The sequence below is a fragment of the Gimesia maris genome (assembly GCF_008298035.1).
GTDB classification, from domain to species: Bacteria; Planctomycetota; Planctomycetia; order Planctomycetales; family Planctomycetaceae; genus Gimesia; species Gimesia maris.
Genome location: NZ_CP042910.1, coordinates 4,293,078 through 4,317,289, shown reverse-complemented (window position 1 = coordinate 4,317,289; position 24,212 = coordinate 4,293,078). Strand labels below are relative to the sequence as shown.

Annotated in this window: 17 protein-coding genes; 11 read left to right on the top strand and 6 right to left on the bottom strand. The window is 49.8% G+C overall.

Annotated features, from left to right (window positions below):
* Window positions 1-214: 214 nt before the first annotated feature.
* Window positions 215-3,520 (top strand): DUF4838 domain-containing protein, encoded by a 3,306-nt coding sequence (locus GmarT_RS15810; protein WP_002643507.1) that lies wholly within the window; start codon window positions 215-217, stop codon window positions 3,518-3,520.
* A gap of 125 nt (window positions 3,521-3,645) precedes the next feature.
* Here GmarT_RS15810 and GmarT_RS15805 read toward each other — a convergent pair whose 3' ends face one another.
* Window positions 3,646-4,080, bottom strand: a complete 435-nt coding sequence (locus GmarT_RS15805) for a CBS domain-containing protein (protein WP_002643508.1) — start codon at window positions 4,078-4,080, stop codon at window positions 3,646-3,648.
* A gap of 122 nt (window positions 4,081-4,202) precedes the next feature.
* On the opposite strand from GmarT_RS15805, the gene GmarT_RS29750 reads away from it, so the two are divergent.
* The 5 genes from GmarT_RS29750 (at window position 4,203) to GmarT_RS15780 (ending at window position 7,686) form a co-directional block, all read left to right on the top strand.
* The gene (locus tag GmarT_RS29750) at window positions 4,203-4,604 is read left to right on the top strand and encodes a hypothetical protein (RefSeq protein WP_002643509.1); all 402 of its coding nucleotides are present in this window, start codon (window positions 4,203-4,205) and stop codon (window positions 4,602-4,604) included.
* A 168-nt stretch (window positions 4,605-4,772) separates the two neighbouring features.
* Window positions 4,773-5,306 carry an Hsp20/alpha crystallin family protein gene (locus GmarT_RS15795; RefSeq protein WP_002643511.1) on the top strand — a complete coding sequence of 178 codons (534 nt, stop codon included), beginning with the start codon at window positions 4,773-4,775 and terminating at the stop codon, window positions 5,304-5,306.
* 396 nt (window positions 5,307-5,702) lie between these two features.
* On the top strand, window positions 5,703-6,191 hold the full coding sequence (locus GmarT_RS15790; RefSeq protein WP_002643513.1) for a hemerythrin domain-containing protein: 489 nt from the start codon (window positions 5,703-5,705) through the stop codon (window positions 6,189-6,191).
* Window positions 6,192-6,438: 247 nt separating this feature from the next.
* The gene (locus GmarT_RS15785) at window positions 6,439-7,104 is read left to right on the top strand and encodes a response regulator (RefSeq protein WP_002643514.1); all 666 of its coding nucleotides are present in this window, start codon (window positions 6,439-6,441) and stop codon (window positions 7,102-7,104) included.
* A gap of 186 nt (window positions 7,105-7,290) precedes the next feature.
* Entirely contained in the window at window positions 7,291-7,686 is a 396-nt protein-coding gene (locus GmarT_RS15780) for a rhodanese-like domain-containing protein (protein WP_002643515.1), read from the top strand.
* Here GmarT_RS15780 and GmarT_RS30415 read toward each other — a convergent pair.
* The gene (locus GmarT_RS30415) at window positions 7,683-8,063 is read right to left on the bottom strand and encodes a BON domain-containing protein (protein WP_002643516.1); all 381 of its coding nucleotides are present in this window, start codon (window positions 8,061-8,063) and stop codon (window positions 7,683-7,685) included. The genes GmarT_RS15780 and GmarT_RS30415 overlap by 4 nt on opposite strands.
* A 428-nt stretch (window positions 8,064-8,491) precedes the next feature.
* Here GmarT_RS30415 and GmarT_RS15770 point away from each other — a divergent pair, with 428 nt between their 5' ends.
* On the top strand, window positions 8,492-9,931 hold the full coding sequence (locus GmarT_RS15770; protein ID WP_002643517.1) for a PAS domain S-box protein: 1,440 nt from the start codon (window positions 8,492-8,494) through the stop codon (window positions 9,929-9,931).
* A 273-nt stretch (window positions 9,932-10,204) separates the two neighbouring features.
* On the opposite strand, the gene GmarT_RS15765 is transcribed toward GmarT_RS15770, so the two are convergent.
* From GmarT_RS15765 to GmarT_RS15750, 4 genes are read right to left on the bottom strand one after another with little or no spacing between them, the layout of a single operon-like run.
* The gene (locus GmarT_RS15765) at window positions 10,205-11,533 is read right to left on the bottom strand and encodes a sulfatase family protein (RefSeq protein WP_002643518.1); all 1,329 of its coding nucleotides are present in this window, start codon (window positions 11,531-11,533) and stop codon (window positions 10,205-10,207) included.
* Between the two features lie 20 nt (window positions 11,534-11,553).
* Entirely contained in the window at window positions 11,554-13,473 is a 1,920-nt protein-coding gene (locus tag GmarT_RS15760) for an alpha/beta hydrolase family protein (RefSeq protein ID WP_002643519.1), read from the bottom strand.
* A 24-nt stretch (window positions 13,474-13,497) separates the two neighbouring features.
* On the bottom strand, window positions 13,498-14,949 hold the full coding sequence (locus tag GmarT_RS15755) for a DUF1501 domain-containing protein (RefSeq protein ID WP_002643520.1): 1,452 nt from the start codon (window positions 14,947-14,949) through the stop codon (window positions 13,498-13,500).
* 5 nt (window positions 14,950-14,954) lie between these two features.
* Window positions 14,955-17,390: a PSD1 and planctomycete cytochrome C domain-containing protein gene (locus GmarT_RS15750; RefSeq protein ID WP_002643521.1), complete on the bottom strand. Its 2,436-nt coding sequence runs from the start codon at window positions 17,388-17,390 to the stop codon at window positions 14,955-14,957.
* Between the two features lie 239 nt (window positions 17,391-17,629).
* Here GmarT_RS15750 and GmarT_RS15745 point away from each other — a divergent pair, with 239 nt between their 5' ends.
* The 4 genes from GmarT_RS15745 (at window position 17,630) to GmarT_RS15730 (ending at window position 24,195) form a co-directional block, all read left to right on the top strand.
* On the top strand, window positions 17,630-19,918 hold the full coding sequence (locus GmarT_RS15745) for a sulfatase-like hydrolase/transferase (RefSeq protein WP_002643522.1): 2,289 nt from the start codon (window positions 17,630-17,632) through the stop codon (window positions 19,916-19,918).
* A 200-nt stretch (window positions 19,919-20,118) separates the two neighbouring features.
* Window positions 20,119-21,798, top strand: a complete 1,680-nt coding sequence (locus tag GmarT_RS15740) for a DUF1549 domain-containing protein (RefSeq protein ID WP_002643523.1) — start codon at window positions 20,119-20,121, stop codon at window positions 21,796-21,798.
* A 43-nt stretch (window positions 21,799-21,841) separates the two neighbouring features.
* Window positions 21,842-23,101 (top strand): DUF1501 domain-containing protein, encoded by a 1,260-nt coding sequence (locus tag GmarT_RS15735; RefSeq protein WP_002643524.1) that lies wholly within the window; start codon window positions 21,842-21,844, stop codon window positions 23,099-23,101.
* Window positions 23,098-24,195, top strand: a complete 1,098-nt coding sequence (locus GmarT_RS15730) for a WD40 repeat domain-containing protein (protein WP_002643525.1) — start codon at window positions 23,098-23,100, stop codon at window positions 24,193-24,195. The genes GmarT_RS15735 and GmarT_RS15730 overlap by 4 nt, the downstream gene beginning before the upstream one ends.
* Window positions 24,196-24,212: the final 17 nt, after the last annotated feature.

The following is a 24,212-nucleotide window of genomic DNA, read 5'->3' as shown; positions in this document are numbered from 1 at the left end:
CAGGTTTACTGACTTAAGTGGGAAGGCTGGCTGCTAAATGCAATGAAAAGTATTGTAAACAACCACGCACCAGCTTGCCAGATTCAGAATGATTTAATACACGCTTTCCGGGCCAGCCTGGTATCCGAAACAAATTACTTGTGTTTTAACAGGCTGAACTACAGAATGAAAAGCAATGATTTAACCTCCCTGCAAAAAACAGATAGGAATTTCCATGATCAAAAACGGTCTCTTTTCTGTGCTCGCTTTTCTGCTGTCTTTCCCGATGCCACTTCTGGCCGCAGATGCATTTCTCATCCAGAATGGTCAGCCACAAGCGGAAATTGTGATATCAAAAAAACCTTCCCGGACCACACGTCTGGCGGCCCAGGAGATGCAGACTTACCTGAAAAAAATATCGGGTGCAGAATTAAAGATCGTTGCTGAGCCAACCGCGGAAGTTCCGGTTAAAATTTATATAGGCAGCAGTACTCACACGAAAAGACTGGGGATCACTTCAGACAATATGAAGTATGGTGCCTATCGCATAGTTTCTGGAAAGAACTGGCTGGCGCTGATCGGCGATGATACCGATTTTGTTCCCATTGAGCCCTGGCCACGAAGTAATAATGATATTGTCAGTGGCAAAATGCAGGCTGCCTGGGATGAAATTACGGGTGAGCACTGGGGGTATCCGCATTCTCAAATGCGCAAGCATTACACGGGAGCCGCCAGTCTGTTCGGCACTCCGCGTGAACAGAAAGTCGATAAAGACGGAAACGTGAATGTCTGGGGATTCGACGAACGGGGGTCTTTTAATGCTGTTTGCGGATATCTGCGAAGTCTGGGGGTGCGATGGTATCTGCCCGGAGACTCAGGTGAGATTGTTCCAAAGCTCAAAACGATCGCATTGCCCGAGATTGATCAGACGGTCGAACCTGATTTCCCCCTGCGGACATTGAATTTCCGGTTCGCTGTTTACGGGCGTGAAGCGGCGATGTGGGGCATGCGGCTGGGGCTTCGAGAGCCCTACGGCAGACAGGCAGCGCATGGTCTCGATCATATGACTCATAATGAGTATACGTTGAAAAACCATCCGAACTGGTTTGCTTTGTATGGTGATAAACGAGACACTCAGCCAGGCAAACGTCTGAACCAGTTGTGTTACTCGAATGAGGAACTCTTTCAGGAGACAGTGCGATCTGTACGTGCCCAGTTCGATCACTTCCAGATGGATGAGGTCTCGGTCATGCCTCCTGATGGATATACGGCAATCTGTCAGTGTGAACTCTGTAAAGGTAAAGATACACCCGAGCGGGGTTATCGTGGTGCCTTCTCAGACTATGTCTGGGAATTTGTAAACCGCGTCGCAAAAGAAGTTCGGAAAACGCATCCTGATAAACGGATATCCAATTGTGCGTATGGGACTTATACACAACCGCCTCTTAATATTGACAAGCTGGAACCGAACCTGCAGGTCATCATAGTCGGCGGACGCAGACCAACGGGCGAATCACGAGAGGAACTGATGCAATTGCGTCAGGACTGGGCGAAGAAAACCGATCGCCCCGTGATTATCTTTGAAAACTACCCCTTTACCGGACGAGGTTTCTATCTCCCGGCTTATATCCCGCAAGTATTAGGGGACAGTATCAATGCCACGAAAGGGACGTCGTCGGGGGAAGATATCTGGCTGACCATGGATTTTGGAGAAAATGCGATTGGATATAACCATTTCCTGATTTACTTCACTGCGAGAATGTACTGGGGCGGTAAGGATCAGAACGTTGTGGAGATGTTTGATGAATACTGTCGGCTGTTTTACGGCCCGGCCGCTCCCGCGATGCGCGAATTCTTTTCGTACTGTGAAAACCACTGGCGCGAAATGGAAAAAAAGAGGGAACAGTCAGAACATGCTCTGCTGTTGTTTGAGGCAGCGAAATCAAAGGTCGACGAAGATTCTATCTATGGGCAACGAATTCGTCTGGTTGATCTCTATCTGAATGGGCTGCGAAATAAGAGTAAGCAACTGGCTCAGAAACGGGGACCGGTTCCCACTCTGAGACTGGTGGGAGATCCACTCGGCGATATTCAGATCGACGGTAAACTTGATGATAAGCTCTGGGAGAAGCTGCCCACTGCATCAACCGGTCGGTTACGCGAGCTACAGACAGGCCGGCAGCCCATCTACGGTACGTCGATCAAGAGTTGCTGGATTGGGAGAGATCTGTATTTTGCGATTCGATGTGAAGAAGCCCCGGGACAATCGCCAGTCAGCACGACAACGAAAAAAGGAGATCAGGCGATCTGGTACGGTGATGCGGTCGAAATACTGCTGAATACGGAGTCACACAGTTATTATCAGATCGTTGTGAACCCGGCAGGAGCATTGATCGACCTGGATCGCGGAACGGACAAAAACAACTGGTTCCGCTGGGATTCCCAGGCGGAAGTTGCGACTCAGGTTGGCGATGGGTACTGGACTGTTGAGATCCGGATTCCCGTCGTGTCGGATGAAAACGATCCGCTGCATCAGGTGATCGGCCATAAACCAACCCGGAGTCTGCCTTGGTATGTTAATATCTGTCGCCAGCGGATTCGCGAAAATGGTTCTGAATATTCTGCTTTTGCTCCCACAGGTACAGCTGGTTTCCACGAACCGATGAAGTTTGCACATTTCTACCGTGGGTTATCACATCAGTTTCCGGCAGATGAGAGTGTAACCGATTATTTGATTGCGGAACGGGTGGCAAATAAATTGATGAGAAAACGTAAATATCAAGCTGCTGAAGCCGCTTATGTGGCTTTGAGCGAAAATAAAAACATCACTCCCATCCAGAAGTCGACTGCTCTGGAGAAAGCATCAGATTGTGCACGTGCGCTCAAAGCGTTTGATCGTGCCGGCCAACTTACTGATCAGATTCCGGTGGAGTCAATTCAAAAAACAGCCCGGATGGAAAATCTGTTGAGCCAGCGAAACTATCAATCCGTTATCGATCAATATGGAGATGAAGACCTGGCGCAGTGGCCCTTCTGGCAGGCAGGCGCTGGTGCATTTGTCCGGGCCCGCGCCTATTTGAGAGTAAAAGACGGGAAGAAAGCAGAAGCGGATTTGCAACAGGCGCTGGCGTTAACTTCTGAACCCCGTCTCAAGTCCAGTATTCTGGTCATGATGGGCCACAACAGGGAAATGAATCTGCAGGATGATAAATTGGCGCTGGATGCATACCAGCAGAATTATCTTTCCGCAGGGCATATCGGTTCGGCAGATCAGTTTCGTTCCGTGCAGGGAGCGATACGGATTCTGATACGACAACAGAAATACGGCGAAGCATCCAAGGTTTTGAGCCTTGTGAAGACCGGAGACCTCAAAGGATTCTGGCGCCACGAGATGATGCTGTCACAGGCAAGTCTGTTGTCTGCGACAGATCAGATCGATCAGGCGCTCAACGTCTATCGTGAACTCCTGAAAGATCCATCTGTGTCAAAAGGTCATCGCCAGGCAGCGGAGGCTGCACTGGCTGAATTAAATCAAAAATAAATATCGGCTCTAAGAATTGGCTCAGAAAGTGATCGAGAGGGCATCATCGTTAACCATAGAGTCTTTCGATCGAAAATACCCGGTCCAGATGTCTTTAGAGACGTTATTGTAAAGCTGGTCACAGTCTAACCTGCCAGACTGGTCGGGCTCTCCTTTTTTATCAACCTGCCGATTTCTGTGAATTCGGTACTGAGCAGTTCCAGAATATCATCCAGTGTCAGCACGCCAACCAGTTTTCCCTCATTATCGACTACGGGAAGTTTGCGAAATCCGCCTGCCCTCATTTTTGAAAGCGCCAGCTCAATGGTCGTCTCTTCGTTGACGTTATCAGGAAATCTGGTCATCACTTCGGACACCAGGGTTTGAATGGAATCCCGTGCCTTTCCGACAATACGCAGAGCGAGGTCGCGATCCGTAATCATACCAATGGGATGCGATTCCTCATCCAGCACAATCAGAGTCCCGACATTGCGGGAATTCATCCGATCTGCAGCGACCTGTACTGATTCATCGGCGTCAATTAAATCAACTTCTCTTGAGCAGATACGACCTACTGTCATGTTATCTCTCCTTTTCTGATTGATGAGTGTGCAACATACTGCCTGCAGAGCAGTGTTTTGAAACAGATAACCAATCTGTTTCTAACTTACATTCACCTCCAGGGGTTGTAAATCCATTCTAAATGGTGAATGAACCGACTGCTTTTATAGGGGAAATCCCTATCCATGAATCACAATCCCCCCTGATTCTTTTAGTAACTGAGACTTTATATTTTCAGTGTAAAGTGGTTGTTTTTATTTCTTCAAAAATCAATCTGAAAAAGGAGTGCATGATGACAATGATCGCCGAACAGCAAATGGAACATATTGGTGAAACAAAAGGATGTGCCGACCATGATCATGACATGATTCATGAGTTGAGTAAGAGATTGGACGCTTTGTGGCGCTGTGATCAATATATTGCCAATGCCGAAGGGCATGCGGATCTGAGACGATTTTGGAAAGAAATCAAGACTCAGGAAGAAGCGAATATCTCTCGACTGAAAAAACTATTGTCAAAACATATTCAGAACAACTGCTTCTAAGCGGTATTCCGAAGTGGTACCTGGTAAGTCGGATACGAAAAAATCCGCATCAGGATCAGAGCAATCAGTTCTGTTTGTAATGCAGTGTGATACGAGATCTTCCCGTACCAATACTGAAAATTAAGCTGTGTTTTCTGAATCAATTTATTTTTAAGGAGAAAATGAGTTATGGCAACTACAGTGTCATCAGAAAAAAAGAAACCAGAACAATCCACTAAGAATGAAGTAAAGACCAGGCCGCTGTCACGTTTTTCGCAGGATTTGTCATCTTTTATGGGGCGGGCGCCGTTTTTATCGTTCCGGAATGAGATGGATAACCTGTTGAATCGTTTTTCAGACGATTTTGGCAACGGATGGCTGACACAGGGGTATACTGCGAATCTCGATTTGTCTGAAACGAACAACCACATTGAAATCAGAATGGATGTTCCCGGAATCCAACCTGAAGAAATTGACGTGGAAGTATCCGGCAATCTCCTGCGAATCACGGGAGAACGTAAGGAAGAGCATGAGGAAAAGGGAAAGATGTTTCATCGTATGGAACGTCGTACAGGCAGTTTTTCCCGCTCAGTCACGTTGCCTTGCGATGTAGAAGAAGATCAGGTCGAAGCAAATTGTGAAAATGGTGTTCTGACAATCACACTACCGAAGTGTGAATCAATGAAGCCACATAAAATTAATGTAAAACCTGTCGCAAAATAATTCTACTGGAGTCTGTTTCAGAAATACATGAAAGGTGTGTCACTGATCATTTATTTGTGGCACACCTGCTTTGTCATTCAACCTGGGAAAAATAGAGACTTTTAAACAGTTGCTTCAGAAGAATCAGCTTAAGCACCTTATCTTCAACTCGGAGCAATTGAGAGTGTACTGTGAGTTTGACGAATCGATTTCTCATTGCAGCGTTATTACACATAGATCACCGTCTCAGATAGCTCTCAGATATTTAAACCCATACAGTGAGACGAATTTGACTCAGCGAAAGTGAACCGCATCATATTTAACCATAGCGTCTCTCAAACTATGTACTTCGGTTCAATTTACCTTTGAGACGTAATAGGAAAACTGGAGACTGTCTGGAGAAAGGAGCACACCAACATGAAACAACAAGGTAAAATGGATCGTCCGGTGGAATCCATGATCAACACACATGAGCATTTACAATATCTGCTCGATGAGCATGAACAGATTCTGTCTCATATTAAGGATTTGAATCAATGGTGGACTGAACTGGATGAGCACGGTTTGCCGAAGTATGGTGAAATGGGAATCCGGATGGAAGGATTGCGGGACCTCCTTTCCAGGCATTTCAATGATGAAGAACAGGAGGGGTATTTTACACCACTTATGGATGAGGAACCCGGGTTTTGCATCATGGTGCCTGATTTTCGGGAGCAGCATAATGAATTTCTCACCAGACTTGATGATTTCAGCGCCCGTCTCAAGCAGCCTGTGCCTCCGTTTAAAAACTGGAATGAAGCCTTAGAGGAACTTAAAAGTCTCCTGGCTCAATTACGCACCAATGAAAAGCGTGAATTTGAACAAGTTCGTGAGGCATATCAGAAATCTTCTCTCCCACCTGATTAAAGCTCGTTTTCAGTCATGGAAACGGATTGTGCGGCTGAACTATCAGTATTTCCTGCCTGAGACAATTACTTCGAGAACTGAAATAACGGCTGGTACTGAACTTCCCGAAATGGCGAGCTAATAGTTATACTCATTCATGTCGTAAGGCACGATGGGATGCAGTATGTCTGATAGTCAAGGGATTGGAAGAAATAACGACTTCGCGTCTTCCTGTATCAGTTCAGGAATTGATTTTAGAAATCAACATATGAGCCAGGTAAATCAGCAGAAGACAAAGGTGATGATCGTTGACGATCATCCGATTGTCCGGGAAGGCTATTCACGCCTGATAGAACATCAGGACGATTTACAGGTCTGCGGGGAAGCCGACAGTAAAGTAGATGCGATCAGGAAAATCATGGAGAATCCTCCGGACCTGATCATCGTCGATATTTCCCTGAAAGATGGTAGCGGTCTGGAATTGATCAAAGATGTCAAAGCACAGTTCAGCCAGATCAAAATGCTGACCGTATCCATGCATGATGAAACATTATTCGCAGAACGTTCTCTCCGTGCCGGAGCTTTGGGATATGTAAACAAGCAACAGGCCCCAGAGCAGTTGATTAAAGCGATTTACCAGGTCTTAAAAGGAAAAGTATATCTGAGTGCCGCGGTGACGGAACGCATGATCTGTCGCTCAATCGGCTCAGATAATTATTCAGACCAGTCTCCGATCGAAAGTCTGTCCGACCGAGAGCTGGAAGTGTTTGAACAGATTGGTGAAGGTGAAACGACCCGTTCAATTGCTCAGAAATTGAATTTAAGTTCTAAAACTGTGGAAACTTACCGGGAAAATATCAAACACAAGCTGAATCTGGAAAATGCGACTGCATTGACCCGACATGCAATTCAATGGGTCCTGGAGAAGAAATAAATGATTTGCTGAACTGAATGTTGAAAAGTGCCTCACTCCGAGACAGAACAGTTTCAGTAGGGTATTCCCCGATAAGGTCATTCGAATATTACCCGATAGATATCATCTGCTGCAGGTTGTTACATTCAATACTTCATCTGGGAGTCTCTTGAAGCATATGACTATTGTTGACAGGATCTGATATCGATGGTGACTATCAGTAGAAATGAATTACGGGAGCTTCTAGAGACGTGCTCGGGCCTGACGCTGGTCGAAGTTTTGCCCGCGGTTTCTTTTCTGGAATATCATCTGCCAGGTGCCATCAATGTACCTTTGAGTGATTGCTTTAATGAGCGCGCCCTGATTCTGGTTCCTGAACGGAGTCAGACAATTGTGGTTTATAGTCTGAACTTTGAATGCCGCCAGTCGGAACTGGCAACTCAGTGTCTTCTGGAACTGGGGTATCAGAGTGTCTTCGATTATGAGCCGGGAAAGATTGACTGGCGGGCTGCAAAACTCCCGATTGAATTTGGTCCGTCGATATTGGAATATTATTCGCAACCAGACACCTTCGAGTCTGTAAAAGACAATCCCCGGTCTTAAATTATCTCAGAAGAGACATCGACATTTTCTGGTCGTTCACATTGATCAGTCTGTGATACTTTCCGAGAAATGTTTTCCAATGAATGGTCCTGATCTGGGAACAATTTTACTTCAGACTGCGGCTCCGGTGCGTCCACTCTTAATAAATTATGAACTTTTCTGACTTCGTCGAATGTCAGAATCAGAACTTGCGCCATCTGCTTCATGAAATAAGAAGTAACAGTTCCCTCCAGATATACTTCTCCCTGGTGGACTTCAATTCGAATCGCGTTCAAAACTGCATATCCCTGGGCATGCAATGCTCTTCTGATCCGTGATCTGAGCTGCCGATCCGGACTGGGGTTGAAATCAATTCTTGCTTTGTTCTGCAGTTTCACAGCGTTCTCCTAAATTTGTCCTGTTGAATCTGACAAAGAAAACAGACTATCCTGATGTTGTGTGGTATATTCAGGCGAGATTGCTTTAACAGCCTTATTGTCACAACTTTTATTAAGTTCCTGTTTCGGCTGTATGAATAGCAAAGTAACGTGCGATAATGACTCCAGTAATCGCAGTGGGATGTTCTGATTACTTGGATAAAATGCTCGCGATCCTTCCGGTTTGATGCAGGATGTCAGTAGAAATCAGCTTATACGACCAGAAGCATAACAGTAATCGGAAAATCAGCTGTAGTTTCATAGGGGAAATCCCCAGAAGGGTTCCGTGTGTCCATTCGATCATTCTTATTTACAGCGTTACGGAAAATGAGTAGCTTTTCAGTGGCTGACCTGGCGGTTTCACCGTATTTGCTCTGAGGGACAGGACTATGTCAGACAGAAAAAGATTTCCAGTACTGCTGGTCGAACCTGATCCGGAATCCCGATTACAGATCATGCAGATTCTCTCGCTAGAAGGTTTCCAGGTCGATACCGTGGAGACCGTCGCGCAACTGATGGACCGCGATAACTGGTCAGATTACTTCCTGATCATTCTTGAGCATGAATTACCTGATGGTAGAACGGATGAATTACTTCCCCGGATACAGCATCTGGCGAAGGATGCCGAGTTAATCATAATTACTTCTCGAACAGAAGTTCAAAATATGATCCTCGCCTTCCGAAACGAAATTGCGGATTATTTTATCAAACCGGTTGATAACGAACTTCTCCGAAAATCGCTTCAGCGGATTCGAGCAGAGCAGGTTGTATCCAGCAAGTTACGCCAAACGCAGGCCCAGTTAAACGCGATAGTCGAGGCGGCCATCGAAGCGGTGATTACGATCAACCGCCGGGGGATGATCCATTCCTTTAACCCTGCCGCAGAAAAGATGTTTGGTTATACCGCGAGTGAAGCGATCGGTCAGAATGTCAGCATGCTTACGCCTCAGCCGATTCGGGAAAATCACGATCATTATATTGCCCAGTATCTGGAAACGGGGATTTCAAATATCGTCGGAGCACGGCGTGAACTGCAAGCCTGCCATCGCAATGGCACTTTGATTCCGATTGAACTGTCTGTCACCGATCTGCCTCAGTTTGAAATCTTCGCCGGTATTATTGTCGATATCAGCGAGCGAAAGCAGGCTGAACAGAAGCAGGCCGAACTGACGCGGGCAGTTGCTGTCGCTGCACAGCGGGAGCGTCGCCAACTGGCCAATATACTGCACGATCATCTCCAGCAGTTATTGATCGGGGTACGCATCCACCTGGGAATTGCCAGGAAGGAAGCGCACTCTGAATCAGAAAATCTGACACTGGCGCGGGCAGATGAACTGTTAAACCAGAGTCTTGAAGTCACGCGTTCACTGACCGCAGAGTTGAATCCGGTGGTTCTGCATGAGGAAGGTCTGGCGTTGGCGCTCGAATGGTTAGCGCATAATATGCTGGAACGATACAATCTGACAGTGACACTGGAACTGGATCATGCTGTCAGTCCGCAGGCAGAACTGACAAAAATCGTACTCTACGAATGTATTCGTGAGGTGCTGTTTAATGTTGTTAAACATTCTCAGGCCACACATGCCCATGTCTGTATGCATCCTGTTTCAGACCAGGATGTGGAAATCACGGTTACCGATGAGGGAGTTGGTTTTGATCCACAACACCTGGAAACACATCAGTCGGATGCAGGGGGGATGGGGTTAAGCAATATCGAGTTTCGTCTTTCGCTGATCAAAGGGAAATTTCGTCTGGAGTCGGAAATTGGTAAAGGAACCGTCGCTCATATCATTGTATCAAAAGACGCTGGCGAACCAGAATCTCAGTGACTCAAAGTAATTCAGGTATCAGCGACGAATCCCGTCTATGGCAATGGCCGTCATATCTTTAAAGTCGAAAATTAATCTGGCGGAAACGATCAGTAATCTTACGATCTCCGGCTTTACTATAGCGTCTCAAAAACTATTTGGATTGTGTCTAATAGTTCGGGAGACGCTATGGTTAAGTCTGGCGTGCTCTAACACAACTTCGTTTCAGATTCCTGAAGACAAACGCTGAATCTTCAACGCTCTGAAATACCTGTCAACTGGTCTACAGGCGATTTAAGGTTGTGTGAGGGGGCCCTGCAGTTCACGGAGAACTTTTGTTAGTTCCGCATGGTTCTGCTTTGCTTCTCCGGTCAGCAGGTCTGCTTTCAGGGACGATTTTTCTCCGGGATCCTGCTGCAGGTTGTAAAACCTCCCGTCTCGGTATAACTTCCAGTCCGGGGAACGCACGCAGCTTTTATTACGGAGCTCAATGTAAATCCATTCCCGCGTTTTTCTGTGATCAGGTTGACCGAACAGGACAGGAGCGAAACTGATACCATCGCGGGGGACGTCCGCTTCTTTTAACCCCGCGATTTCTGCGACCGTGGGCAGGTAATCGCTCATGTCAACCATATCGTCTACCTCGGTTCCGGCTTTGATGTGACCGGGCCAGTTGGCGATGAGAGGCACGCGTGTACCGGTGTCGTCAAGTTTCCCTTTTCCACCAGGGACGATTTTCCCGTTTTGTACCGAGACGACTTTGGGACGCACCATTTTTCCATTCTCATTCACAGTCAGATAACTGGCAGCAGGAGTGCCATTATCGGTGGTGAAAATGATCAGGGTGTTGTCGCGCACGCCCATCTCATTCAGGGAGGCGACGACTTTGCCGACCATATCATCCATGGAAGCAATCATCTCACCGTAGGTCATCCAGCGGCCATATTTGTAGTAGGCGACGTGTTCGTCCTTCAGGTCGTCTGTTACGTCGTGGCAAAGCGCCATCGGGTAATAGGCAAAAAATGGTTTGCCGGCGTTATGGCTGCGTTTCATGAAATCGATCAGGAAGTCAGCATAAACTTCAGGTCCGTACAGACTGGATGCGTCGTCTCGCAGTGATCCGTTCTGATAAATCAGGGGATGATGATAGCGGCCCCCTTCGTGCCACCCGAACAGACACCATTCATCAAACCCCACGCGGCTGGGGTGCTGTTTGTCGTTTTTCATCATGCAGAGTTGCCATTTACCGGTGACAGCAGTGGCATATCCGGCCTGTTGCATGCGGTTGCCGATGGTAATCCCTTCGGCGTCACGGGGAAAATCTCCCCATTTTGATCCGGCTTTTCCAAAGCGGAACGGATAACGACCGGTCATCAGACAGACGCGCGTCGGGTGGCAGACCGGCATGGCGTAAGCGTGATTGAATTTCATACCTCCCTTTGCAAGGGCGTCAATGTGTGGCGTGGGGTAACTGCGGCCTCCGTAACAGCCGATGGCATCGCTGCCTACATCATCCGCCAGAATGAGCAGTATGTTCGGTTTACTCTCAGCCGCAAACAAACAGGCTGGTATAAACAATGCAATGCCGGTTACAAAGCAGCGGGCAACGTCGATGAAATTCATGGATGTATCCTCGGAGAAAATTATTTCTTGGATCTTAAAGTATCAAGGTCAGTTAAATCATAATAAGACAGTCCATTCTGAACGGCCATGTGCAGGTGATGAAATGCGTTACGCGATGTCATCAGCTCGTGCCACGAATTCAGAGTTTCTTTCAATTTCAGTTCAGAGATCAGCGCCGGTTCGAGTGTCGCAGCATGCAGCGCAGCGGGGCCGAGCTCTCCCTCCGTCTGGAGTTCCACTGATTTGTCTTTGTTTTGTGACTGAAGCCAGCGTGCGGAAATCAGTAAATCTTCCGCCTGCATAGCCAGCCAGCAACGTCCCAGCATGTGGGCAATGTAATAATCTGCACCAGGAAAACGCCAGGTTCTGGTTTTCGTTTCTCCCGTATCGCGTACTTCGACAACCAGTACGGGATGCCCCTGGGCATTAAGTTGTTGCGCTGTTTTGAGGCTGGAATTCATTCCAGCGGAGGGAGCCATCAGAACAGGCGTCGCTTTTCCGTCAGGCCAATAGAGGGCAGGAAGTGAAATACCAGGTTCCGGAATGATGATGAGACGCTGGGGAGAGATCGACGATTCTTTGCTATCCAGAAGTCTGATACCGGGGTCTGGAAGATCTTTGAGGTTACGAATTCCTGTGACCTGGCGTATGATCTTGCGTGTGAGAGGGGGGCGATTCTCAGCCAGCTGTTGTTCGTAGTTGGTGAATAGGTCAAACAGACTGCGTTCGTTCTTCAGACTGAGCACCTGCCCCTGGGGAGTGACCTGCAGTTCCTGATCGGTCAGCACGGGAGTGTCCTCCGTTTCGAAAACTTCCAGTTGTCGTCCCTGAAGCCAGCGGGCAAAGAAGCGGACGGCACCTTCACGCAGGCGCTGGCCGAATCCATGCTTGTCATTGGCTTCGATCAGATTAACGCGTTCGGGAAAACCGAGCTGTGTATAAACGCGTTTGGCTTGACGGTACGCATCCCAAGTGCCCTCGATGGGGACGAAATCTCTGGTCGCAGCGAGGATCAGCGTTGGACTGGGAGCACGCGTCAGAATGTAATCGGGATGATCGAAGCCAGCTCCGATTTGCCCATACAGGTTCTGTTCTGCGTCGCCGGGACCGGGACTTTCGTTTTTGAAGCGATGTGTCGTCATGAAACAGCCGGGGGCTGCCGCCACGATGCGATCGTCAAACGCCATCAGGTAACTGGTCAGGTTGCCGCCACCTGAGTTCCCGGTACAGCCGATTCGCGATTGAACCACGTCGGGACGACTGCAGAGATAATCGATGCCGCGGACACCGTCCCACAGCATATAGGTTCCCAGGCTGCGTCCCAGCAGGATCGGGGCCACGCCCAACTCCTGATGCTCATGACTTCCCCGATGATGCGGCGTTCCTGTTGCATCGAGGATCTGTTTGCGTTCTCCCTGACCGATGGGATCAAAGCAGAGTACGATAAAACCATGTTGGACCAGCAGACGATTGGCTCGCTGATACGATTCGTAGGCTTTACCGTTTTCGCTGTGGCCCACCGGATGCAGAATCGCGGGGAACGGACCGGCTCCTGCGGGGCGATAAAGGTTGGCAGTCACATGAAAGCCGGGCTGACTCTCATAGAGAATCTTTTCAATGGTGAATCCGGGCTGCTGGATGGTTCCCAGCGTTTGTGCGTGGAGCGGTGTGCGTTCGGGGAGTGTTCCCAATGAATCCACTAATGCTGTGCGTCGCTTCTGCTGATATTCGAAAATCCCTTTGTCTGATTTCAACGCTGCTTCGAGTTCACTGCGTCGTTTATCCATGGCAGCATGGACCTGTTGACGCAGATAAGACCGCATCATCTGTTGTGTTTTATCAGAGTTGAAATCACGCGGCAGGACGCGGTATTCAGTCTGTGCCTGCAAGTTGGTAGCACCACTGAATAATAGAATACAGAATAGGAAGAATTCTCGCATGAAGGCGGTCCCTGCTGTCTGACACTATGCCAGGAGTTGTTCCACGATGTTCCCTGAAACATCGGTGAGTCGGAAGTCGCGACCCTGGAAGCGGTAGGTCAGTTTTTCGTGGTCCAGACCGAACAGTTTGAGGATTGTGGCATGTAAATCGTGGACATGCACGGGATCTTTCGTGACCCCCCAGCCAATTTCATCCGTTTCACCGATTACCTGTCCCCCCTTGATGCCACCGCCTGCCAGCCACATGCTGAAGGAGTAGGGATGGTGATCGCGACCGGTGACTTTCTTGAAATTGACTCGATTCTCTCCCAGCGGTGTTCTCCCGAATTCACCGCCCCAGACGACCAGTGTTTCATCAAGCAGCCCCCGCTGCTTCAGATCTTTCAGCAATGCGGCAATTGGCTGATCTGAAATCTTTGTGTACCGTTCCAGTCCACTGTTGAGGGAACTATGATGATCCCAGGTCGAGAGGAACAGGGAGACAAACCGTACGCCCCGTTCCACCATGCGCCGTGCCAGCAGGCAGTTGCGGGCATAGGAACCCATAAAGCCGGAAGTACTGCTTTTGGAAGCTTCTTCGCGTGTGACGCCGTACTCTTCTAATGTGTTTTTGGTTTCGCCTGAAAGATCGAGGAGTTCAGGCGCTGTCTGCTGCATGCGAAAGGCAAGCTCATACGCTTTGATGCGGCTGGAGATTTCCGGGTTCCCAATCTGTTCGTAACGCAGGCCGTTTAATTCGTTAATCGTCTGCAGACTGCGCATCTGGGCTGATGCTGAAATTTCGGGTGGGTTCGCCAGATTAAGGACCGGGCTGCCCTGGTTGCGAAACAGCGTGCCTGCATATTGCGAAGGTAGAAAACCACTCGACCAGCTGGAGGCGCCTCCCGGTAAGCCTCGTCCCAAAGTCGCCAGTACCACGTAGCCCGGGAGATTTTCAGATTCACTTCCCAGACCGTAGTTCAGCCAGGAGCCGAGCGTCGGACGGCCCTGCAGATCCGAGCCGGAGAGCATCATCAGTTGACCGGGCAGATGATTGAACTGTTCACAATGCATGGAGCGGATCAAGGCGATATCGTCAACACAGGTACTCAGGTGAGGCAGCAGATCGGAGAGTTCCATCCCACATTCACCATAGCGTTTGAATGTACGCGGACTGCCCATGATGCGGGCTGCTTCTTTCTGGATGAAGGCGAACTTGATGTCTTTCAACAGGGACTCGGGCATCGGCTGACCGTCGAGTTCATTCAGACGCGGTTTGGGATCAAACAGATCCATCTGGCTCGGGCCACCTTCCATGAACAGGTAGATGCAGCGTTTCGCGCGGGGGGCAAAATGGGCCAGTTGCTGTTCAGCCCCCAGCAGTCCATCCTGTTTCATCAGCGATGCCAGGGCGAGTGTACCCAGTCCGCTGGCACCGGTAGCGAAAAAGCGGCGCCGGTTCAATGCGATAAGATCATTGTGTTGCGGTAATTGCATGGTGGTCAGTCTCGCGTGATAAATTCATCCAGGTTCATGATAATTCGCGCCAGTTGAATCATCGCGGTCAGTTGCGCAGGCTCTGCTGGTTGTGTTTTCGGTTGATTATTTTCCGCCAGGTAGAGCAGGTCAGCATACGCTGCATTGAGGTATTCCTGTTCGCGGGGGGCAGGAGGGCGGGAAAAACAGCGCAGGAACATCTCTTCTGTCGCAGCCGGCAGATTATCCTGATGCTGTTCCCACATGAGTTTCCCCAGTGCCTGCGCGCTTTCGAAAAACATCGGCCCGTTGAGCAGGGTCAGTGCCTGGAGTGGTGTGTTTGAGCGTTCGCGGCGGCTGCAGGAAACTGTGGCATCCGGTGCATCAAATGTCATCAGCATCGGGTAGGGGACTGTGCGTTTAAAGACGATATACATGCCTCTGCGATAACGTGCGCTGCCTTCCGAGGCAGGCCATTTCACACTACGACCAACATCGGTGACAAAGGCGGGCAGAGGAGGACGTATTCCCCGCCTGCCAATCGTGCGGTCCAGTAATCCACTGGCGGTGAGATGTATATCCCGGACAATTTCTGCTTCGACACGATAACTGTTCTGCCGCCAGAGTAACTGGTTGTTCACATCGTGTGCCATCTGTCGAGCATTCGCTGCGGATGACATACGGTAGGTCGATGACATGACGATCAGCCGAATCATCGCTTTGCGACTCCAGTTTTGTGATTTGTATTCTGCTGCCAGCCAGTCGAGCAGCAGCGGATGTGTAGGCGGTTCTCCTTTGGTGCCGAAGTCATTGGGAGTCGCGACCAGACCGCGTCCAAACAGATGCTGCCAGATGCGATTGACGGCAACGCGGGGGGTGAGCGGATTATTCTCTTGAAACAGCCAATGTGCCAGATCCAGGCGGTTTGTTAACGGTTTCCCTGCATTGAACTCGGGGAGGACTGCGGGTGTGCCCGGGTTAACTTGTTCGCCATGCTGATTGTAGATCCCCCTGACATGCACGAACGTGTCGCGGCGGTCTTTCGTTCGTTCTTTGAAGGTGGGAGCCCTGATTGACGGCGGGGAAGGGCGGGATTTCAAAAGTTTTTCCAGCTGAGAATAAAGTTTGTCCCAGCCTGGCTGTTTTGTCTGATAGTGAGAGGTAATCTTTTTGAGGTCGGATGATTTCCTGTATTTATCCAGTATTGTGGTGATTTCTGCTTTCTGTTCCGCGGTGAGATTGGGCTTCTCAAACTCTTGCAATGAATCCAAAACTTTATCATATGCTGGCTGCCATTGTTTCTGTTTAGACTGGTATTCCGCTTTGTCCCAGTCTCGACTGACTTTCACGCTGGAATCGTCGGCGTTATTGAAGAATGAATAAAACTGGTAGAACTCTTTCTGTGAGATCGGATCGTGTTTGTGATCATGACATTCGGCACATCCCAGCGTAAATCCGAGCCAGATCATGCCAGTGGTATTCACGCGGTCGACGAGTTCTTTCGTGCGATATAATTCGAGATCGACGCCCGCTTCCGTATTGCTCAATGTGTTGCGATGAAAGCCGGTGGCGATGAGTTGGGTGTCTGTTGGTTTTTCCAGCAGATCTCCTGCCAGCTGTTCGATGGAAAACTGATCGAAGGGCATGTCTTCATTGATGGCCTGGATAACCCACTCACGATAGACCCAGGCATGGGGTCGGATACTGTCTCCGAGATACCCGTCACTGTCTGCATAGCGGGCCAGGTCCAGCCAGAAACGACCCCAGCGCTCACCAAAATGAGGAGATGCCAGCAACGTGTCAACCAGCTTTTCGTAGGCGGCAGGATCTTCGTCTGCAACAAATACAGCGACTTCTTCTGGAGTCGGCAGTAAACCGGTGAGATCGAGATAGAGACGGCGAATGAGTGTTCGTTTCGATGCCTGTGGTGCGGGTTGAACTTTGGCAGACTGATGTCGGGCAGCGACGAACGCATCGATTGGATTGCGAATCGGGAACTCTGAAGATGGTTGTGAGATGGCAGGGACTTGCGGACGCTGCAGAGATTTCAGAGACCATAATACGGGAGGCTCCAGTACCAGGTGATCCGGCCAGTGAGCACCCTGTTTGATCCAGAGTCGAAATGCCTGTACTTCGTCTTCTGTCAGAGGTGCAGCGTCCTGGGGCATCTCTGCGGCTCCGTCATGTGGAGTGATCAGGTCCATCAGGTAACTGGAATCGGGGTCACCGGGGTCAATAATCTCTCCGCTTTCGCCTCCTTTGTAGATCTCCACTGCGGAGTGCAACGCAAGTCCCCCCTGGCGAACACGGTCCTGATGACAGCCCAGGCAGTGCTTTTGCAAAATAGGGGCGATGTCCCGCTGGAAATCAATTATTTTATCAGCGGCAGAAGTGCGCGAAGAGATCAGCAGCAGGGTTATCAGAATCGTCGTCAGAAAGGTGCGATATCCCTGATCAGTCATATTGCAGGCAGGCTTTCCATCTGTGAGCACAGTGAATGTTTCGTTTGCGATTCATGTCCGTCTCAGCAACTGATGTCGTAATAACGGTACATGAACCTGCGCGAAAGTCGTGGCAGGTTTAATAAAGTAGACTTACTATTCTAATGATCTGTTCCCCCCGGTTACAAGTCTTTGATTCGGCGAGGCCTGAATTTTCAGAGAGTAGAGTCGCCTTTGCCTTTCCGGTCAGTTACAGTGTTATGCAGGCATCCGCATCAGGAAACAGCGGTTTGCATCCAATTACCGGCATGAACGGAAGAGCCGGAAGTTTCAAAACTCAATTCAGCGAATCTACAGCCATGAAATTAATCCTGCATCTGACTGTACTGTTCTTTGTTTCATTCGGTTCTCTGTATGCAGACGATAAACCGAATATCGTCTTTTTCTTCGCCGACGATCAGACAACCAGCACTTTAGGCTGTTACGGCAATCAGGTTGTCAAAACTCCTAATATTGATGAGCTGGCCGTCCGGGGAACCCGGTTTTCGAATGCCTGCGTCAGTCAGGCGATCTGCTGGGTGAGCCGCACCACAATTCTGACCGGCTTAACGGGGCGCAGTTATGGTACGCCCGCTAATCCAGAGATGACTCGTCCCGATGCTGTCGAAACCCTGTATACAGATCTGTTGCGGGAAAACGGATATCGTGTCGGTTTCTATGGAAAATGGCATGCGAAGATGCCGAAGGAGTTTCAGAGAGAAAAGCACTTTGATGAATTCGAAGCGATCAGCAGAAATCCGTATTACAAAAAACAGCCGGATGGCAGTCTGCGTCATGAGACCGAGCTGATCGTAGACCGGGGCATCGAATTTCTGAAAACACAACCAAAGGGCAAACCGTTTGCTTTGAATCTGTGGTTTAATGCCTGTCACGCGGAAGACAGTGATCGTCGCCCGGGGATTGGCCATTTTCCCTGGCCACGTGCCGTAGATGGAATGTATGAAGACGTGACGATTGCGCCGCCCCGCTTGAATGCACCAGAGATCTTTGACGGGCAACCTGATTTTCTCAAGACAACGATTAATCGGGAACGTTATTTCTGGCGGTGGAATACGGACGAGAAATACCAGACCAATATGCGGGCCTACTACCGAATGGTGAGTGGCATCGACGGAGCCATCGGTCGATTCCTGGCAGCTTTGAAAGAAGCAGGCCTGGATAAGAACACGATTATCGTCTATTCAGCAGACAACGGCTATTACATGGGGAATCGTGGCTTTGCCGGGAAATGGTCGCATTATGAAGAGGCGTTGAATGTTCCATTGATTGTCGTCGATCCCCGCGTTGCCGCAGCTCAGCGTGGTCAGGTTGCCAGCGCCCCCGCGTTAAACCTGGATCTGCCTGCGACTTTTCTTGACTGGGCGGGAGTAAAAGTTCCTGAGCGTTACCAGGGAAAGAGCCTGCAGCCGATCGTAGCGGGAAAGACACCTGACAACTGGCGAAAAGAATCATTTCACGAACACTTTGCAGTCCGCAATCGTATTCCCGCTTTTGAAGGTCTGCGGAATGACCGCTTCAAATACGTGCGGTATTTTGATCATGGTGGTCATGAGTTTCTGCACGACCTGAAACAGGATCCCGATGAACTTGTGAATCTTGCAGGGCATCCACAGTTTCAGGACACATTAAAAGAAATGCGTGAGCGGACGACATCGCGTGTGAACGAACTGGGCGGGCCTCTCGATCCCTTAAAAGGGAAATTTACTGATTCCACGGTTCCCCATCCCGCTGCCTCTGCAGCGGTGGGGGCCAGACCTGATTCCGAGGGCTTTGTCTCTGTATTTGATGGCAAGAGTCTGCGTCACTGGAGCGGTGATCCGCAATACTGGTCTGTTGAAGAGGGAGCTCTGACAGGAAAGACTGACGGTACCCTGAAGATGAACCGGTTCATCACGTGGAAGGATTCCACGATTCGCAATTTTGATCTGAGAGTTAAAGTCAAAGTGACTGCCGGCGGAAACAGTGGCCTGCAATATCGAGGAACTTCACGTCCCGATCTAGGTCTGGATATTGTGACCGGCTATCAGTGTGATGTGGTGGCGAATAACCCGAATTACAACGGCATGCTCTATGAAGAGAAAGGGCGGCGGATTCTTTCACATACCGGTGAGAAGGTCATCATCGATCCTGAAGGGCAGCCCTGGGTTGTGGGAAAAATCGCAGTGAAGCCATTCGCACCTGATCAATGGCAAGAGTTCCGGGTACTGGTAGCAGGCAATCATCATCAGCACTGGATAGACGACCATAAGACGGCAGATTTGATTGATCTGGATGAAAAAGGACGTGCTTTGGAAGGCGTACTGGCGGTGCAGGTTCATGTTGGGCCGCAGATGAAAATTCAGTACAAAGACTTCAAGATCAAGCATTTGCCCGATGATCTGCCACTGCATACAGCCAAAGAGAATCCGATTCCCGCTGACGCCTATGGCGTGCGACCACAGGGACGACTGCCCAGAGGCTGGACACCCCCCGTCTATGGCAAGCGTTGATAAAGCAGGCAGTTTAGACGTTTTTCGGGAAATCACTGATTTTCCCTGAGTTCACTGTGGTGATCGAACTTCCCGAAAAATGTCAGGTTATGCAGAAAAATATTGAATGTGCGACAGGGCTAAGGTATCATATGAATGCCAGTTGATGCATGGTGTCCACTGGTCCCTCATGTTACTTCCTGCCTGAATCGCGTGATCTTATGAGCTTACGTTCCATCCCACAACTGCTCACGTATTCTGCGATCCTGATCGCTGTATTTGCAGTACCGGTGTCTGCACAACCGCCTCTTCATGAGCGGATTGATGCCGCTCTTAATAACGGTGACCCGCAGTTTAAAAAACAGGCGGCCGCTTCCGCCGATGATGCGACGTTTTTACGGCGCATTACACTCGACCTGACCGGAACAATTCCGCCGGCAGAGAAAGTGAGGGCGTTCGTTGCTGATTCCGCCACTGACAAACGTGTTCAGGAAATCGATCGACTGCTGGCATCTCCCGAATATGCCCGTCGGATGCAATATGTGTTTGACACAATGCTGATGGAACGTCATCCCGATAAACATGTCCCGGCAAAGGACTGGCGGAATTATCTGCGCCTGTCGTTTCTGGAAAACCGGCACTGGGATGATCTGGTTCAGGAAATGCTGACCGTTGATGGCACGGATGAGAAAACCCGACCGGCTGCCAAATTTCTACTGGATCGGGAATTGAAAGCGGAGCAGGTCACTCGGGATCTGGGGCGTCTGTTCCTGGGGCGGGATTTAGAGTGTGCCCAATGTCATGACCATCCGAATGTGAATGATTATCTGCAACGCCACTACCATGGGCTGAATGCGTTTTTAAGTCGCAGCTATCTGTTCAGAGATCCGAAAACAAAAAAAACGTCGATCGGTGAAAAAGCGGAAGGGCAAGTCGCATTTACCTCAGTCTTCACGAAAGAAGAAGGCAAGACGGCGCCGCGTGTGCTGGATCTGCCTGAGATACCTGATCCCAAGATTCCTGAAGAACCTTACAAAGTCAAACCGGCCAGGAACGTGCGTTCGATACCGGTTTACAGTCGTCGGCTGCAACTGGCGGATGCGATTACCAGCACGGAAAATCAGGCGTTCCAGAATAATATCGTCAATCGACTGTGGGCGTTAATGATGGGGCGTGGCCTGGTCGAACCGCTCGATATGTGGCATTCCGATAATCCACCGACTCATCCGGAAGTCCTCAAGCTATTGACAACCGGGTTACAGGAGCAGGACTACGATTTGCAGTATCTGATTCGAGAGCTGGCGCTGACAAAAGCCTATCAGCGGAACAGCCACCAGAAAGCAGATGCGAAATCGACTGACAAACCCGATTATCGTGTCGGTCTCTTGAAACCGTTGTCACCGGAGCAGTTGGCCTGGTCGATGATGCAGGCGACGGGAATAACAGAAAGAACACTGAATGGCCTGAAAGCAAAAAAAATTAAAGATGATCCCCAAAAGGGACCCAAGTTGACAGCAGATGCACGCTGGCAGGAAGAAGCATTGCATGATGCACTGTGGAGAAATGTCGATTCCTTTACAGTTACGTTTGGCACTGTGGGAGCGCAGTCGTCCCGGTTTGATGCTTCCGCAAATCAGGCGTTATTTCTTTTGAATGGGCCCTTAATCCAATCCTGGCTGGTTCCCGGAGGAAACAATCTGACAGCGCGGCTGAAGAAACTGGAATCTGAAAAGGAAATTGCCGAAGAATTGTATCTGGCCGTCTTTTCCCGCTTTCCTGACGAGTCAGAAATAACACAGGTGGTCGAGTTTTTGAAAGTGAGTCAGCAGGAAGCTCACAAGGGAATCCCTGAACTGGTCTGGGCAGCGCTGGCTTCAGACGAATTCCGGTTTAATCATTAATCTATCAACCCCTTATCAACCTCACTCAACAGAAAGACCAACGATGCAACGAAATCAAGGCTGTCAGCAGCTTGATCACCAGGTAGCACGACGTCAGTTTCTGGCGGGAGCTGCGGGGGGAACACTGGCATTCAGTTTGTCAGGCTCACCGGCAGTTGCAAAACAGGTCGACGGGCAGCATAAACGGATTTTGCAGGTCTATTTGCAGGGAGGCGTGAGCCAGCTGGAATCGTGGGACCCCAAACCGGGGACGGAATTCGGAGGCCCCTTCCGTGCGATTTCGACTTCCGTTCCGGGAATGCATATTTCAGAACTGCTGCCTTACACGGCGCAGCGGATGCATCACCTTTCGATTGTTCGTAGCATCAATTTGAAAACCAACGATCACAGGCAAGGTCGCCTGTTTATGGAAAAAGGGAGACGGGCTGGCGAATATCCCTACGTGGGGTCCATCGCTTCGAAATATCTGGCACCTGAGAAAGCGGAGTTGCCTGGATACATTCATATTTCGACGCGGGGTTTATCTGACAGTACCTCAGCGTTTCTGGGTGCCCGACATGCTCAATTGAAATTTCAGGGCGTCACTCCACCAAAAAATCTGTCATTACCAAAAGGACTGGCGCAATCTGCGGCGACACGACGAATGGAACTGCGTCAGCAGTTCAACCAGCAGTTTCAAGCCGGCCGTGGTAAGGCGATGACAGAAACATTCGATGCCTCATTTCAGCAGGCGGAAAAGTTAATGTCGCGTAAAACCTTCTTTGAGAAAGCGCCGGCAGACATCGATCTGGAGCGTTATGGTAAGCATGATTTCGGTAGAAACTGTCTATTGGCACGAACACTGCTGGAGAATAATGCGACGTGTGTGAAAGTCACTCATCACGGTTATGATTCGCATGCTGAAAATTTCAATTTTCATTTAGAACAGCTGGGCGAGTTCGACAAGACATTCTCGATGCTGCTGGACGATCTTCATGAGCGGGGCATGCTGGAAAGTACGCTGGTCATGGTCTATTCGGAATTTGGACGCACCCCCAAAATCAATGTGCGTTATGGACGCGATCACTGGGGGACGGCCTGGTCGATTGCATTGGGCGGTTGTGGAATTCAGCCCGGTGCCATCATCGGAAAGACCAATGACAAAGGGACGGCGGTCGCAGAGCGTGAAGTCGATGCAGGGCATCTGTTCCATACCTACCTGCAGGCTTTGGGGATAGATTCGACGAGAGATCACGAGATCGCAGGTCGCTCGGTACCCATTGGGGATCCCGCCGCGTCGCCCATCAAGGAGTTGTTAGCATGAGTGTCAACAGCAGTAAAGCTGTCGCAGCCAGTAAGCCGGTTCTGGATGGGCCAGTAGAAGCACAGAAACCAGCCGTCGACTATGAAGCCCTCGATCCTGTGAAAACACACATGGTGGCCGAACTCAAGCATACGGTACCGCTGACTTCCTGCAGAGTCGATCCCACCAGCCGCTTTATTGTCGCTGGTGCGGAAGACCTGGATGTCCATGTGTGGGATTATAAAACAAAAGCCAAGCGAACCTTGACCGGTCATACAAGCTGGGGCAGGTCATTTGATTTCTCTGCGGACGGTAATACGCTGTATTCAGCCTGCTGGGGCGGAGATATTAAAGTCTGGGATCTACGTGAAGCTGAACCGAAAGCCAAAATGACAATTCCGGCCCACAAAGGGTCGGCACGCTGGGTTCGTGTTTCTCCCGATCAGACTAAACTGGCGACTTGTGGAAATGATCTGCTGGTCAAAGTCTGGGATCTGAAATCCGGAAAGCTGCTGCAGAGCTTCTCCGGTCATGAACGACACGTGTATGCGGTTGATTTTCATCCACAGGGAAAACAACTGGTGTCCCAGGATCTGATGGGGGTAATCTATATCTGGGACCTGGAGACCGGGAAACAGACACGCAATATCGATGCGAGTGTGATGACCGGTTACGACAAAAAGTTTGCCGCCGACATGGGAGGTGCGAGAGATCTGCAGTTCAGTCCTGATGGAAGTGAACTGGCAACAGCCGGGATAACCAACGTAGTGAATTCTTTCGCGGGTGTCCAGGATCCCATTATCATGTTGTTTGACTGGAAATCCGGTCAAGAGAAAACAAGGCTCAAGCCGGATAAAACGTTTCAGGGAATTGCCTGGGGCGTGCGGTACCATCCCGATGGGTTTCTGATCGGCGCCGGTGCCAACCGGAGTGGTAAAGGAGAGCTATGGTTTCGGAAGCTGGAGGAGAGTGAGTTTTTTCATACGATGAAACTGCCAACGGCTGCCCGGGGGCTGGACCTCTTGAGCGATGCCCGGCATCTGATCGTGGCACACTCTGATAAAGCCGTTCGCGTCTACCGGATGACAGAAGAAGAGAAAAAGAAACAAGTCTGAAGAAACTGGCGTCCTGG